We start from the raw sequence: 13693 nt of genomic DNA, 5'->3' as shown, positions 1-13693 counted from the left end.
TTAGCGTGCGCGTCAATCGGGGACACGTCATGCGCGGCATCATCATAGCCTTTGCTCTTCTCATCGCAGTTTCAAGCGCCGCGGCGCAAGCCGGCAAGGACAGCCACCTGGCGGGCAGCACGTCGCCCTACCTCTTGCAACATCTCGACAATCCCGTGGACTGGTACCCCTGGGGACCGGAGGCTCTTGAGAGGGCCAAGGCGGAAAACCGGCTGATCCTGGTCTCGGTGGGCTATGCCTCCTGCCACTGGTGCCATGTCATGGAAGAAGAAAGTTTCATGAATGAGGAGATCGCCGATCTGCTCAACCGCGACTTCATTTCCATCAAGATCGACCGGGAAAGCCGGCCCGATCTGGACGAGCAGTTCATGACGGTTACCCAGATGATCACCGGTGGCGGCGGCTGGCCCAACACCGTGTTCCTGACCCCGGACGGCGCTCCCTTTTTTGCCACAACCTATGTCCCCCCTGCTGAACTGAAGGACATGCTCGGCGCAGTTCAAGTCGCATTTGTGGACGAACCGGACCTGGTAGCCCAGGAGGCCAGACGGATCTCCCAGGCCGTCTCCGGTTACCTGGTGCGCAAGGCAGCAGCGCGGGAGATCACACCGGAACTCATCGCGGGGATTGCAAATGAGACCTATGCCAAGCTCGATCCGTTTCACGGCGGCTATGGCACCGCGCCGAAATTTCCGCGTGAAACGCTGTTTCATTTCCTGCTGGATCATGCGGAACGAACCGGCGACGCTGACGCCCTGGCCGCAGTCACCAACTTGCTCGACGGCATGATCCGGGGCGGGATTCACGACCAGGTCGGCGGCGGCTTCCATCGCTACGCCATCGATCCGGAATGGGGCGTGCCGCATTTTGAAAAGATGCTTTATACGCAAGCGCTGACCGGCCGCCTGCTGGTCCGGGTCTGGCAGCTGACCGGTGAAGACCGGTATCGCCGCGCGGCAGAGCGGCTGTTTGACTATGTGCTGAGCGACCTTAGAGGGCCGGAGGGCGCGTTCTATTCCGCCCAGGATGCCGATAGCAGGTCAGAAGACGGCACCAAAGCGGAAGGGTCTTATTACACCTGGACGCCGGACCAGATTGCTGCCCTTGGCGGCGACCGGAGTTTTGTCCAGGATCTTTACGGAATTACCGAGGAGGGCAATTTCGAAGGCAGCAACGTCCTGACACTCAATACGGCGACCGAGGAGATCGCAGCAGACTTTGAGCGCGACCCGCAGGCATTTCAGCAGCGTCTCGACGGCATTCTTCAGCGCATGAAGGCGCTGCGCTCCGAACGACCTGCCCCGCTGACAGATCGCAAGATCGTGGTTTCCTGGAACGCGATGATGATCCAGACCCTGGCCGAAGCGGGAAACATTCTGGAACGTCCCGACTATCACGACGCGGCGACCACCGCCGCCACCTTCATCTCGGCAAACATGCTGGGCGAGGATGGCCTGACGCGCGTCCATTTCGAGGGCGAAACCGCCATTCCCGGACAGCTGGCCGATTATGCCGGTCTCGGCCTTGCCTTTCTCACGCTCCACGATGTCAGCACTGATCCTACCGAACAAAAGGCGTGGCTGGAGGCGGCCCGGCGTATGGCCGATGAAGTTCAGAACCGGTTTGGAGCGGCGGCCGAGGGATACAACATGACCGAGGCGAGCGAAGGTGTAACGCGCATCGTGCCGCTGGACGACACGGAACTCCCCTCCGGCAACGCACTGGCCCTGACGCTGTTTGCCAGATTGTCCCAGCGCATGCGAGCGCCGGAACTGGAACTGAGCGCCTATGACCTTGCCTCTGCCCTCTCCGGTCACGCGGCCTCCTATCCGGATCTGCGCGGTTATCTCTTGACCGCTCTTCAGGAACTGCAATGGGGCGGCACCGGAAGAACGAGATTTGCCGGTGGCGGGCATGTCCGCGTCACATTGCTGGACCATCGCGAAAGCGGTGATATCCGCTTGTCCCTGTCGATCGCCGAAGGGTGGCACATCAATGCCCACAAACCCCTGTCCGACTTTGTGGTCCCGACCAGGCTAGTGCTGGAAGGACAGGCCCCGCTTCCCGTCCGCTATCCCGCTCCGGTGATCAAGACACTCGCCTTTAGCGATACTGAACTCGCACTGTTGGAAGGCGCGTTCGACATCGCCGCAGAACAGCCCGATGAACCAAACCTGGAACGTCCTCTCAAGGCCACCCTGACGCTGCAGGCCTGCAACAACGAGATATGCCTGGAGCCGGAAGAGCTGACCTTCGTCCTCCGGTAATCGCAGCCAAGAGAGCTAAGGTCAGGACTCATTGATTTGAACGAAATTGCGCAATAAAGGTCGACGAGCTGCATGCTGGCCGATTGGCTTCAGTGATCCCGCGCAACGCGAAAGCCGATGTCGATATTTGAAAAATCCGGACGCCGACCGGAGCTTTGCCATGACCCGACCAAGGAGCTGCTGACTCGATAGCTGCCTCCGCGCAATTCCGCCTTCTCGCAACCAGGTCCGATCGCCGGTGTATCGGCATCCGGTTTTTCCTCAGGTACATGGACCCAACAGCTTTGCGTCCACTCCCAGACATTCCCGCTGGTGTCGTGGAGCCCAAAATCATTTGCCTTGAATGAGCCGACAGGGGCAAGCCGCCAGAACCCGTCATCACATTTCCCGGTTATCCTGGCCAGCTTCGCCTTGCGTTTGTCATCTGCCTGAACCAGGTAAGTCAGATCATCGTGATTGGCATATTGGCATCTGTCCTGCCAGGCGAAAGATTTCAGACGGCCTCCAAGGGCCGCATATTGCCACTCATTGCCCGTCGGCAGACGATAGGTCTTACCCGTTTTTTCCGACAGCCAATTCACGTAGTCCTGCGCCTGAAGCCAGCTGACATTCGTTATCGGGTGCCGAGCTTCGGTCGCGAACTTGTTTGTGCGAAGTTCCGGACAGGCCTTCTCCGCAACACAAGCTGCCCAGTCCGCCACCGTGACTTCGAAGCGGCTGACGGAAAAAGCCGGGACCGTGATTCGCGAAAGTTTCGCGGCCTTGCCATCTCCTTTTTTGCCAGTTGAGCGCTTGACCAGCGCTCCATCGGGCAACGCCACCATTTCCGGACAGGACGGACAATCGGAGAAGCGGGTCAGAGGAGGAACCTCCTTTCCTGAAGCCTTGACCGGGTGACCGGCCCCTGCCGCAAAACCGGCAACCAGGAAACAGACAAGCCGCGGAACGACCGGGACACCGGTCAAGAGGCGAAATCGATGTGGCATCACAATCATCCAGACAAAGAGACAATCAAGCAAATGGATAGGGTGCGACCGGACGCTTCATGATCTGCTGTCCGGCGGCGGGTAATCGAACTGCGCGTGATGTTTACGCGTCCCGACGAAAAAAAGAAACCGCCCGAAAGAGGCGGTTTCCTCTTCATCTCTCCGGCATTTGCATCAATCGCGAGGCGGAATGTTGATCGCCTTCTGACTGGCCGGCCGTTCCATGCAGCTCTCCACCCAGCGCACCACGTTGGAATAGCCGGCATAGCCCGTGACCTCACCGGCCTCGTAAAAACCGTTGATGTTGCGTGCCCATGGCCAGGTGGCGATATCGGCGATCGAGTAGTCCGCACCGAGAATGAAGTCTTTGCCGTCCAGCTGCCGGTCAAGCACACCGAGCAGCCGTTTAACCTCGTCGCGATACCGCTCGAAGGGGCGCCGGTCTTCATATTCCTTGCCGGCAAACTTGTGAAAGAAGCCGAGCTGACCGGTCATGGGACCAAGGCCGCCCATCTGCCACATCAGCCACTGGATCGCCTGGTACTTCCCGGCCGCATCCGCCGGGATCAGCTTGCCGGATTTGTCGGCCAGGTAAATCAGGATGGCACCCGATTCCCAAAGCGGCAGCGGCGCACCGTCCGGACCGTTCGGATCGATGATGGCCGGGATCTTGTTGTTCGGGTTGAGCGACAGGAATTCCGGGCTCATCTGATCATTGGTGGCAAAATCGACCTTGTGCGCCTCATAGGGCAGACCGGTTTCCTCCAGCATGGCCGACACCTTGATGCCGTTCGGGGTCGGCAGGGAATAGAGCTGGATGCGCTCCGGGTGCTGGGCGGGCCATTTCCGGGTGATGTCAAAGTCGTTCAGGCTGGTCATGAGCGGGTCTCCGGGGAAGGCAATTCAGGCAGGTCGGCGCGCGGGCCGTGTTGCCGGTGACCATAAAGCGGCGCAACGCCAGAGGAAAAGCCGTCATTGCACGGGTCACGAACAATTGTGCTTTGCCGGTGACCGGCCTATACCTGCGCCCGAAGCCCAACAGCTGCCCTTTTCGTGGGGCCAGGAGACCACATGGCAGACGATCACGACGCCCGTCTGGAGAAGCTCGAAACCGATCTTGCCCACGCCACCAACACGATCGAGGACCTCAATCAGGTGGTCATCGAGCAGGGCAAGCAGATCGACCGGATGACGCGGCTTCTAAGCAACATGACCGACCAGGTGGAAGAGCTGATGGACAATGTCCTGCCCGGTCACCAGAACGAAAAGCCACCACATTACTAGGGTCAGGACCCCTGATCTCTCCGCAGTTTTACGGATTTGATCCATCTCCTTGCACCACACCTTCAAGGCGGTAGTCTTGCGCCCAACTTGATGAAGGTGCGTCATGCGTTTGTTGAAATATCTGGGTCTGGTCCTGCTGCTGGCGGCGGCGATTGCCGGCTGGAACTGGTGGGGCGCGCGGCCGCCGAAGGTCGAAGTCGTGTCACCCTTTCAGGGTAAGGCAGCCGAAGTTGTCTATGCAACGGCCGTGGTCGAGCCCGTCCGATGGGCCAAGGTGACCAGCATCATCCGCGAACGCATCATTTCGCTTTGCGGCTGCGAGGGCATGGTGGTTGCCAAGGGCGACGAGCTGGCCGAACTCGACAGCGGCGACGCAAGAGCAACCCTGGCGGAACTGGAAGCGCGCCAGGTTCTGGCCCGGTCGGACCGGGAACGGGCCCAGCAACTACTGGAACGGCGGGTGGTCAGCCAGCAGGTCTATGACAAGGCGCAGAGCGAGCTGATCCGCGTCAACGCCATGATCGCCGCACAGTCGGAACGGCTCCGGGACTATCGCATCGTCGCCCCGATGGACGGCATGGTGCTGCGGCAGGACGGCTCTGTCGGTGAGGTCGCCGAACCCGGCGAGATCCTGTTCTGGATCGGGCAGCCGACACCGCTTCAACTGGTCGCCGAGGTCAATGAAGAAGACATTCCGAAGGTCGCACAGGGCCACGTCGCGCTGATCAAGGCCGATGCCTTCCCTGGTGGCGAACTCAAGGCGACGGTTTCGCGGATTACTCCCAAGGGCGATCCGGTGCTGAAGAATTACCGGGTCTATCTTGACCTGCCGGAGGACACGCCGTTGCTGATCGGCATGACCGCGGAAATCAATATCGTCACGGAGGAAAAGGACGACGCACTGCTGCTACCTCTCGCCGCCTTCGACGGTCAGGCAGTCCAGCTGCTCGACAAGGACAACCGCATTTCGCTGGTGACGCTCGATACCGGCATTCGGGGCACCCGTGCCGTGGAAGTTCTGAACGGCCTGATCCAGTCGGATCGTGTTGTCTTTCCTTTCGACGCGGAGTTGGAGCAGGGCCAGGCCGTGCAACCCATGGCCGGGGACAGGTCCTGATGCTGCTCCTGCGGATAGCGGCAACCCATGTGCGCAACCGGATGCGTCAGACGGTGGTGTCGACGCTCGGTGTCGCGATGGGTGTCGGGTTTTCAGTGGCCATGGCCAGTCTGATGGAAGGGTCCCAACGCGACTTCACGACAACGCTGATCGAGGCCATTCCCCATGTCGAGATCAAGGACGATCAACGTGCGCCGCGCGAGCAGCCCGCAAGCGCGGCCTATGACGCCGTTGCCTTTCACGGTTTAAGGCCGAAAGAGGAACTGCGCGGTATCCGCAACCCGACGGAAGCGCTCTCCTCCCTGCGAGACTGGGTGGACGGAACCATGGCGGAGCGATTGAGCGGCCAGGCGGTGCTGCGCTACAGCGGCCAGGATCTTGGCCTGACGCTGGTCGGCGTCGTCCCCCGCCGGGAACTGCAGGTCTCCCAGATCGGTGAAGACATGCGCCAGGGAGCCTTCACCGATCTCGCCTCGACAGCCAACGGCCTCGTGATCGGGACCAAGGCCGCAACTCGGCTTGGTGCCGAACTCGGCGACACCGTCACGATGACGTCGGCCAACGGTATTGCCAAGCGCTTCAAGATTGTCGGCCTGTTCCACACCGGCATCACCTCAAGCGATGAAGGCCTGGCATACGCCCCTTTGAAAGCCGTTCAGATTCTTCTGGAAAAACCCGACATCATCAACTCCATCTCCGTCCATCTCAACGACATCAAGACAGCCAGAAAAGTTGCCGCCCGGGCGGAGCGCCAGCTTGGCTACAAGGCCATATCCTGGGAAGAAGCCAATGAGGGCCTGATGGAAGCCTTCTTCGTGCGCAACGTGATCATGTACACCGTGGTCGGCGCAATCCTGGTCGTTGCCGGGTTCGGTATCTACAACATCGTCTCCACGATTGTACACGAGAAGGCCAAGGACATTGCGATCCTGAAGTCACTCGGCTTTCCTGAACGCGACATTCAGCGGATCTTCGTGCTGGAGGGACTGGTCATTGGTGTTCTGGGAGCAATCGCCGGATCAATGCTTGGCTTCGGCCTGTCGAGCTATCTCGCCTCCATCAAGTTCGAAGTCACGACCAATGTCGAAATGACCCGGCTGCCGATCCACTTCTCCGTGCTTCACTACGTGCTGGCCTGCCTGCTCGCGCTGTTGTCGTCTGCCATTGCCGGCCTTATCCCGGCCCGCAAGGCCGCACGGCTCAATCCCGTCGACATCATCAGGGGGGCAACATGACAACCGCGATTGCCCCGAAGGCCGAGACGCCCCCCTTGCTGGAAACCTGCGACCTGACCCGCATTCTGCAGGCAGTCGTACCGGTGACGCTGGTCGAGGATGTCAGCTTCACCGTCGGCGAAGCCGAATTCGTCGCCATTACCGGACCGTCCGGATCGGGCAAGTCGTCGCTTCTCTATCTGCTGGGCCTGCTCGACCGGCCAACACGCGGTTCTGTCCTGATCGGAGGCAATGAGACCGCCGACCTCTCCTCCGCCGAAATGGCACACCTGCGTCTTGAAAAGCTCGGCTTCGTCTTTCAGTTTCACTTTCTTCTGCCCGAATTCACGGCGCTGGACAATGTGATGATCCCGATGCAGCGGCTCGGCAAACTGCCCGCAAAGGAACAACTGGATCATGCCACCGGGTTGCTCGCCGATCTCGGTCTGGAGGAGTTCCTGCACCGGCGGCCGGAGCAATTGTCCGGTGGTCAGCGCCAGCGTGTGGCCGTTGCAAGGGCGCTCGCCAATTCCCCCGACCTGATCCTGGCGGACGAGCCGACCGGCAGCCTGGATTCGGCAGCGACCGAACAGGTCTTTGAAAGCCTTCAGAAAATCGTCGACCGGGAAAGGACGACGGTGGTTGCCGTCACCCACGACATGGATCTGGCCGCACGGATGGAACGGCGCATCCACCTGGTGGACGGGCGGATCGACTATGACCGGCGGCAATGACTCAATGTGAATAGCTGTTATGCAGCAACGGTCTTGCCAAGAAGATCTGTCCGTGGCATAAGCGCGCCATCATCAAGAGAAGGGCTGGCGCCCTCGCCAACCTGCCAGACCGGGCAAGGTGGTTTCCGCAACAGGGATGCGGTCGGGTTTTCCTCAAGGAACTCTCCGGCAATGAAGCGGTACTCTTTCATGCGCCAGTCCTCCTCGGGAAACCGATGGAGGATTAATTGTCTCAGGAACCTTTTGCCGGACGTGCGGCAGATCTGATCGAGAACAAAGTGTTGAGCCAGTCAAGCCTTGCCGACGACGACATCTGGCGGAGCGCAGCCGAAGACTGCGTGCTCGCCCGTATCCGGTCCTTGCGCATTCTGGGCGGCCTGCCGCGCCACAAGGCCCCGCTCAGCGACGCGGACCGGGTCGAGCGCCTGAAGGACCTGCTGCAGCTCTGGGCAAACGGCTGTACCTGCGCCGTCGACGAAGACCTCTTCGCCGATATCCTGAACCGGCATGGACAAGGCCGGCTTTCCTAGAATTGTTCGGGCAGGCGTTGCCTCTTCTTCTGTCTGCGCTCTCCACCCCTGTGGCCTCATCCTGAGGAGCGCACTCGTGCGCGTCTCGAAGGATCGGCTGCCCCCCAAGAGCAAGCGGCCCGTCCTTCGAGACGGACCAAACGGTCCTCCTCAGGATGACGAAGTTGGTGTGGCCCGGCCTGTGTGAAAACACCATTGTGCTATTCCGGCACGAACAACCGCTGGTCAAAATCCCTTCAAATGAAGGCCGTCCCTTGGCTCTCGCCACACACTCGGCATCATCGGGCGTTACAAGTTTTATTGTAATTGGCTGTCGGATACTCAATCCTGTTGCGGCACCGGACGCGGCTTGCCGCTGTCATCAACCGCCACCATCGTGAAAATGGCTTCCGTCACCTTTTCCCGATGGCCGTAGCGATGTCGCAGGGCCCAGGCCTCGATCTTGATTTCCATCGAGGAATTTCCGACCCGTCCGACACTGGTATAAACGCACAGCACGTCGCCGACATGAACCGGCCGGATGAACTTCATCTTGTCGACCGCGATGGTCACCACGCGTCCCTCGGCCCGCTGGCCCGAGGCGATTCCACCGGCAAGGTCCATCTGCGACAGCACCCAGCCGCCGAAGATATCGCCGGACGCATTTGTGTCGGCCGGCATGGCCATGGTGCGCAAGGTCAGTTCGCCATGCGGTTTTTCGTCTGTCACGCCTGAGCCCCTCCATTCCGTGTCAGGCTAGACTAACCAGCGAACGCACAAGCACAAGCCTTTCATCGATCAGAACAGCATCATCAAAATGGCCATGATCCACAAAGGCAAAGGTGCGGCAACCCAGATCAGCAGGATCGGCAATCCGCGGTGCAGTAGATTGGACTTGAACATTTTTGGTCTCCCGAACCGGGTTTTGATCAGCTGATGGCCTGAATTTCGAATACGGTCATGGCCGCGAGCGCAACCATTCCGGTGATGAAGGCCAGTTTTGCGCTGCCGATCAGGGTGCGTCCGGCCACATCCAGCTTTGGCCGCGGCATGTTCCTGCTGTCCAGATACATGGACAGAAGCATCAGCGAAAAGACGATGAACCAGACAGCGACAAGGGCTTCTGCGACGAGAACAATGGTTACCAGCATGATCCGCTCCAATCGGAATGTTGTGATGTCAATTCGATCGGCGGGGTGGCGCCGGGCGTGCCAAAGGTGGCCAGCCAGAGGCTTTGGGCGATGCGTTCGGCCACCGCGATGATTTCATCTGCCAGATCCGGCACGAACAGTTCCCGGATCACCGGCCGGAAGACTGACAGCCATTCGCCGTAGTCGGCACTGACAAGTTCTTTCTGTTTCAGATGCGCCGGTACCGGCTTGCCCTTGTAGGCGCCGTTTTTCAGAAGAACCGACTGCCAGAAGGTCTCCATTCTGGGCAGGTGTTCCTCCCACCGGCCCGCCAGCCGGCGTTCAAAAATTTCTCCAAGCCGCGGATGCTGACGGATACAGCCGTAAAAGGTGTGCACCATCACGTGAATGGCCTGTTCGTCGACCTGTTCGTAGCGCTGCAGACGGTCGCCGGTATCGGGCGCCGGCCTGCGCTGCAATTTGTATCTGTGGGCTGATGTTCTGCCGGCTTCCATCGCCGCCTCCAAACATTCATTTAAGATGCATCTTTTAAATGACATACATGCACGCTAAAATCAACATCTGAGATGAATGTTTTATGGGAAGCAGCCATGCGCCTCAGTCAGGCAAGCGATTTTGCCTTGAGAATCCTGATGGCAACGGGTCAGAGCAATGATCCGCAGACCGTCGACAAGCTGGCCACCCAGCTTGGCCTTGCGAAATCTCATGTGATGAAAATCGTCGCCCATCTGGCCAAGGGCGGCTACCTGGAAACGACCCGCGGCCGCGGCGGCGGCATCCGGCTGGCGCTGGCGCCGGAAGCGATCCGGCTGGGTGACGTGGTCCGTTTGATCGAGCCGGATCTCGGCGTCGTGGCCTGCCTGAAGCCCGACAGCGATGCGGTCTGCGCTTTCCTGCCCCGCTGCGCCCTGAAAGGGGCCATGGCCCGCGCGGCCGAGGCATTCCTCGACAGCCTCAACACCCAGACGCTGGCGTCTATCCTGGTGGGCACCCAGATGGCGGTGATGGTGGGCGACGCATAAAGCCGCTTCCCCCTGTGGCCAGCCCCGACTTGATCGGGCATGACCGCTTACCGCCTAGAGAGGCCACGCGTCAGATGCGAGATGCAGCCCCGGGCTACAGCGTCGAAGCCTGTTCCAGGAAGTCGATCTGTTCGATGCAGTAATAGCCGGAAATGCGGCTGATGGTGCCGGCGCGTTTCCAGTCATTGAGCACGCGGCTGACATTCTCGCGCGCCGCTCCGGCCATGTTGGCAATGTCGGCCTGGCTCAGCTTGTAGTGGATGAGCAGCCGGCCATCATCGAGCGGTTTGCCGAAGGTTTCGGAAAGCTGCAGCAGGGTCTGCGCCACCCGGCCCGGAAGTGGCAGGAACGAACGTGCAGCCAGAACATCATTGGCATGGCGCAGGCGCTTGCCGACAATCGACAGCATATGCCGGTAGACGGCCGGGTTGTCATCGGCAAAGCGCTGGAAGGCGGCCTTGTCGATAAAGGCGAGCTGGGCTTCCTTCAGCGCGCTGACCGTTGCCGACCGGGGGCGCCCGTCCAGAAGGGCCAGTTCGCCGACAAGATCGCCGGGGCCGAGCACCGCCAGCAACTGCTCGTCGCCTTCCACGGACAGGAGTGCCACTTTCAGCGAGCCTTCCAGAACGGCATAACAACCGTTTCCGGGGTCGCCATTTTCAAACAGGATCGTGCCCGCGGCGATTTTCATCGGCCGCGCCAGACGGGACAATCCGACCGCCAAATCGGAATCCAGCCCCTCCAGCGAAAAGCTGTTTCTCAAAAAGTCCTTGATTTCCGCCACACCGACCCCCTGCCAAGTAATCTGCCCGTAGAAAAAGGACCAAATGAAAATTTGTGATCCTCGTCACGTGCATCGGAGCAAAATAACCCTATATCAAAGGACATGGAAGCGGGGTTGCCCCTCCCCCCTTCCAGACCTCCACGAAAAACGGTCCTGTTCCCCGCAGGACCGTTTTTTCGTTTCAGGCCGTTGTCCGAGGCTTGCGCCCTCAAAACGGCCTAGTTCAGAAACACATCCTTCTTTTCCAGCGTATGGAAGAATCTGTCGCTGGCAAGCACTTCATACTGGCATTCGCGGATCGCTACCTTGCGGCGCGGCTCGTCACGCCTGAGACGATCGTCCGAACGCCCGGGAATCGCGGCAACAAAGCTGAAATCGGCCATGCCATCGAAATGATTGTGCAAAAGCCGCTGCAGCTCTTCCTCATCTTCGGTTTCGGGAAGCGGATCGGCCTTGGGCAGCATCTTCAGGCCATAGGACCTGGCAAGACGCGCGAGACGGATGGGTTTCAGCCCGGAACGTGCCGGCGAGATCACCAGGGGCGGCGTATCATAATCCGCATGCACGATCGCCTTGAACACCAGACGCGCCAGCGACGTTCTGGCCAGCAGCCCTTCACGAACGGCGACGAAATCCGGAGGCCTCTTCATCAATACGCTGTAACGGGCCAGCTGGGCCTGCGCTTCCTCCAGAAGCAATTCATCCGGCAACAGGCGCAGAAGCGCGCGGCGTTGAAGCTGTTCGCGCGTGAACATGCGGTCGCCGTAGATTTCCTGCATACGCGCGCTGACCGGCGCGACCCGGTCACCGCTGAAGGCAAGTGTTACACCGAAAAGCGCCCGCTTGCCGACCCGGGACACCGTTTCCTGAAGCGGCCGGAACTCGCGCGGCCACAGATCGGTTGCCACCAGGGCTCCAAGCGCGCTCAGACGGCCCTGTTCGACGAGCTCGCGCAACGCGCGGTCAACGCCAAAGGCGAGGCCGTAATCAAGAGCACCAAGTGTAATTCGCTTCATCTATTTCCGCAGGCGGACCGGACAAACTGACTAATCAGTCACATCCCTGCGGCATTCCTCTGGGCTTTGCAAGTCACTTCTGACAGGACCCTGAAATATCCTGACAGGTCATCTTGGCAAGACAGGCTCCAATACCGGCCCGGTCCGGCCATCGATCTTGTAGATGTTCAAGGTCTCCAAGGGGACACCTTTGACGCGCCGGGTCAACTCAGTGAGTTTTTCAACCGTACTGAAAGTCTCCGCCAGATTGCTGGACTGGTCACGGCGCTCGATGGCCACGTAGAGCCCCGGCCGGTCGAACAAGGCCGGATCCGGGGCTTTTGCCATGATATACCGGATGCGCTCGGTGAGCTGGATGACCGGCACATCATCCTTCAGGAGAAAATCCAGCTGACCGTTCAGGCCATAGCTGGTCGTTGCGACAAAGCTGGCCCCTTCCCGCTTTGCAATGGATTGAAGCTCGGCGCCGATTTCCGGCCAGCCGCGCAACTGGAACGTCGGGTCCTTTCGGGCGAGCTGGCCCGTCGCCGGCCAGACGGCATGCAGCTGAACCAGCACGGCAACGGCCAGTCCGAGTGCAACGCCGGCGCGCGCCAAACCCTGCCAGATCCCGCCTCTTCCGGGCAAGCCCGCAACGAAGACCGCCGCCATCATCGCAAAGGCCGGAAAAAGCGGCGCCGGCCAGTTGGCCTGCACACGTGCATGAAGCGAGTGATACAGAAGATAGAGGAGAAACGGCAGCACGGTCAGAAGCAGGAGAGAGGCAGCTGTTTCGCGGCTCTTGAGCCCCCCGGCAAGCTTGATCGCCCCGGGAACGGCCAACAGTGCGATCAGCGGGTTCATCAGACCAGCCACAGCGCCCAGAAATTCGAAGATGTATTTGGCCGTTAAACCGGACACCCCGGCCCGGCCGAACTGCTTGTAAAAACTCGCCCACTCGTGGAGGTGATTCCAGTAAAGCACCGGCAGGAAGCAGATCACGGCGACCAGACCGCCGGCCCACAATTGCCAGCTTGTCCACCAGCGCCGCGCCTCGGGCACCCACAGGAGCCAGAGCACGATACCGGCGCCGAGAAACAGGACGGAGTATTTTGACAGCAGGCCCAGCCCTGCCATCAGGCCAACCACCAGCCACCAGTTTGCGTTACGGGAACAGGAGAGTTCGGCAAGCGCCCAGAGGCTCAGCCCCCAGAAGAGAACGGAGGGCGCATCCGGCGTTGCCAGGATGCCGCCGATACCGACCAGGAGGCTGGTGTTAAGAAAGAGAACCGCCCAGCCGGCCACACGGCGGTCGAACAGCAGGGAAGCCGTGCGCCAGAGCGCCAGCGAACCGACGACGCCGGAAGCTACTACAAGCGCACGGACGGCCAGGATCGTGTCGCCGAACAGCGCCTGCCCCAGGGCGATCCACCAGCCGATCATCGGCGGGTGATCGTAGTAGCTCAGGGCCGGGAACAGGCCCCAGATCCGATAATAGGCCTCGTCTTCGACAAAATGGGCCTGGCTGGCGGCAAAAAGCTTCAAGGCCGTCAAGAGGGCGACCAGCAGGGCTAGGCCTGTGGGTCGCAGGAAAAACGGCAGCTTTTCTGTCTCGGGCCGTGTCGTCACG

At 60.4% G+C, this 13693-nt stretch carries 15 protein-coding genes and 1 riboswitch; of the genes, 7 read left to right on the top strand and 8 right to left on the bottom strand.

The window, feature by feature from the left end; genetic code table 11:
* Positions 1-29 precede the first annotated feature (29 nt).
* Positions 30-2267 (top strand): DUF255 domain-containing protein, encoded by a 2238-nt coding sequence (locus ACO6TG_RS21170; RefSeq protein WP_422375016.1) that lies wholly within the window; start codon positions 30-32, stop codon positions 2265-2267.
* Positions 2268-2356: 89 nt separating this feature from the next.
* Here the strand turns inward: ACO6TG_RS21170 and ACO6TG_RS21165 are convergent, their stop codons facing one another.
* Together ACO6TG_RS21165 and ACO6TG_RS21160 are read right to left on the bottom strand one after the other, a co-directional pair.
* Positions 2357-3253, bottom strand: a complete 897-nt coding sequence (locus ACO6TG_RS21165; protein WP_422375015.1) for a formylglycine-generating enzyme family protein — start codon at positions 3251-3253, stop codon at positions 2357-2359.
* Between the two features lie 174 nt (positions 3254-3427).
* Entirely contained in the window at positions 3428-4132 is a 705-nt protein-coding gene (locus ACO6TG_RS21160; RefSeq protein WP_422375014.1) for a glutathione S-transferase C-terminal domain-containing protein, read from the bottom strand.
* A 192-nt stretch (positions 4133-4324) separates the two neighbouring features.
* Here ACO6TG_RS21160 and ACO6TG_RS21155 point away from each other — a divergent pair, with 192 nt between their 5' ends.
* The 5 genes from ACO6TG_RS21155 (at position 4325) to ACO6TG_RS21135 (ending at position 8132) form a co-directional block, all read left to right on the top strand.
* Positions 4325-4537, top strand: a complete 213-nt coding sequence (locus ACO6TG_RS21155) for a SlyX family protein (protein ID WP_094074066.1) — start codon at positions 4325-4327, stop codon at positions 4535-4537.
* A gap of 103 nt (positions 4538-4640) precedes the next feature.
* Positions 4641-5654 (top strand): efflux RND transporter periplasmic adaptor subunit, encoded by a 1014-nt coding sequence (locus ACO6TG_RS21150; RefSeq protein WP_422375013.1) that lies wholly within the window; start codon positions 4641-4643, stop codon positions 5652-5654.
* Positions 5651-6889: an ABC transporter permease gene (locus ACO6TG_RS21145; RefSeq protein WP_422378925.1), complete on the top strand. Its 1239-nt coding sequence runs from the start codon at positions 5651-5653 to the stop codon at positions 6887-6889. Before ACO6TG_RS21150 ends, ACO6TG_RS21145 begins: the two co-directional genes overlap by 4 nt.
* Entirely contained in the window at positions 6886-7602 is a 717-nt protein-coding gene (locus ACO6TG_RS21140) for an ABC transporter ATP-binding protein (RefSeq protein WP_422375012.1), read from the top strand. The genes ACO6TG_RS21145 and ACO6TG_RS21140 overlap by 4 nt, the downstream gene beginning before the upstream one ends.
* Before the next feature lie 64 nt (positions 7603-7666).
* A riboswitch (SAM-I-IV-variant riboswitch) is annotated at positions 7667-7788 on the top strand.
* A gap of 41 nt (positions 7789-7829) precedes the next feature.
* Positions 7830-8132, top strand: a complete 303-nt coding sequence (locus ACO6TG_RS21135; RefSeq protein WP_422375011.1) for a hypothetical protein — start codon at positions 7830-7832, stop codon at positions 8130-8132.
* Positions 8133-8453: 321 nt separating this feature from the next.
* On the opposite strand, the gene ACO6TG_RS21130 is transcribed toward ACO6TG_RS21135, so the two are convergent.
* From ACO6TG_RS21130 to ACO6TG_RS21120, 3 genes are all read right to left on the bottom strand, one after another.
* Entirely contained in the window at positions 8454-8798 is a 345-nt protein-coding gene (locus tag ACO6TG_RS21130) for an acyl-CoA thioesterase (RefSeq protein WP_422378924.1), read from the bottom strand.
* A gap of 242 nt (positions 8799-9040) precedes the next feature.
* Positions 9041-9262, bottom strand: a complete 222-nt coding sequence (locus ACO6TG_RS21125) for a hypothetical protein (protein WP_094074061.1) — start codon at positions 9260-9262, stop codon at positions 9041-9043.
* Entirely contained in the window at positions 9253-9756 is a 504-nt protein-coding gene (locus ACO6TG_RS21120; RefSeq protein ID WP_422375010.1) for a group III truncated hemoglobin, read from the bottom strand. The genes ACO6TG_RS21125 and ACO6TG_RS21120 overlap by 10 nt, the downstream gene beginning before the upstream one ends.
* Positions 9757-9852: 96 nt before the next feature.
* Between ACO6TG_RS21120 and ACO6TG_RS21115 the strand changes: the two genes are divergently transcribed.
* Positions 9853-10284, top strand: a complete 432-nt coding sequence (locus tag ACO6TG_RS21115) for an RrF2 family transcriptional regulator (RefSeq protein WP_094075000.1) — start codon at positions 9853-9855, stop codon at positions 10282-10284.
* A 94-nt stretch (positions 10285-10378) separates the two neighbouring features.
* On the opposite strand, the gene ACO6TG_RS21110 is transcribed toward ACO6TG_RS21115, so the two are convergent.
* The 3 genes from ACO6TG_RS21110 to ACO6TG_RS21100 form a co-directional block, all read right to left on the bottom strand.
* The gene (locus ACO6TG_RS21110; RefSeq protein ID WP_094074059.1) at positions 10379-11068 is read right to left on the bottom strand and encodes a Crp/Fnr family transcriptional regulator; all 690 of its coding nucleotides are present in this window, start codon (positions 11066-11068) and stop codon (positions 10379-10381) included.
* A 218-nt stretch (positions 11069-11286) separates the two neighbouring features.
* The gene (locus ACO6TG_RS21105) at positions 11287-12084 is read right to left on the bottom strand and encodes a ChbG/HpnK family deacetylase (protein WP_422375009.1); all 798 of its coding nucleotides are present in this window, start codon (positions 12082-12084) and stop codon (positions 11287-11289) included.
* A gap of 108 nt (positions 12085-12192) precedes the next feature.
* Positions 12193-13692 carry a glycosyltransferase family 39 protein gene (locus tag ACO6TG_RS21100; RefSeq protein ID WP_422375008.1) on the bottom strand — a complete coding sequence of 500 codons (1500 nt, stop codon included), beginning with the start codon at positions 13690-13692 and terminating at the stop codon, positions 12193-12195.
* Position 13693 lies beyond the last annotated feature (1 nt).

This window comes from Roseibium sp. (assembly GCF_965233565.1).
In the GTDB taxonomy this organism is placed as follows: Bacteria; Pseudomonadota; Alphaproteobacteria; order Rhizobiales; family Stappiaceae; genus Roseibium.
This window is presented reverse-complemented; position numbering and strand designations above follow the sequence as displayed.

Coding starts and splice junctions, on each gene's coding strand:
- ACO6TG_RS21115 (WP_094075000.1), top strand. CDS start 9,853: ATGCGCCTCAGTCAGGCAAGCGATTTTGCCTTGAGAATCCTGATGGCA.
- ACO6TG_RS21120 (WP_422375010.1), bottom strand. CDS start 9,756: ATGGAAGCCGGCAGAACATCAGCCCACAGATACAAATTGCAGCGCAGG.
- ACO6TG_RS21140 (WP_422375012.1), top strand. CDS start 6,886: ATGACAACCGCGATTGCCCCGAAGGCCGAGACGCCCCCCTTGCTGGAA.
- ACO6TG_RS21150 (WP_422375013.1), top strand. CDS start 4,641: ATGCGTTTGTTGAAATATCTGGGTCTGGTCCTGCTGCTGGCGGCGGCG.
- ACO6TG_RS21165 (WP_422375015.1), bottom strand. CDS start 3,253: ATGCCACATCGATTTCGCCTCTTGACCGGTGTCCCGGTCGTTCCGCGG.
- ACO6TG_RS21155 (WP_094074066.1), top strand. CDS start 4,325: ATGGCAGACGATCACGACGCCCGTCTGGAGAAGCTCGAAACCGATCTT.
- ACO6TG_RS21160 (WP_422375014.1), bottom strand. CDS start 4,132: ATGACCAGCCTGAACGACTTTGACATCACCCGGAAATGGCCCGCCCAG.
- ACO6TG_RS21170 (WP_422375016.1), top strand. CDS start 30: ATGCGCGGCATCATCATAGCCTTTGCTCTTCTCATCGCAGTTTCAAGC.
- ACO6TG_RS21125 (WP_094074061.1), bottom strand. CDS start 9,262: ATGCTGGTAACCATTGTTCTCGTCGCAGAAGCCCTTGTCGCTGTCTGG.
- ACO6TG_RS21105 (WP_422375009.1), bottom strand. CDS start 12,084: ATGAAGCGAATTACACTTGGTGCTCTTGATTACGGCCTCGCCTTTGGC.
- ACO6TG_RS21130 (WP_422378924.1), bottom strand. CDS start 8,798: ATGGCCATGCCGGCCGACACAAATGCGTCCGGCGATATCTTCGGCGGC.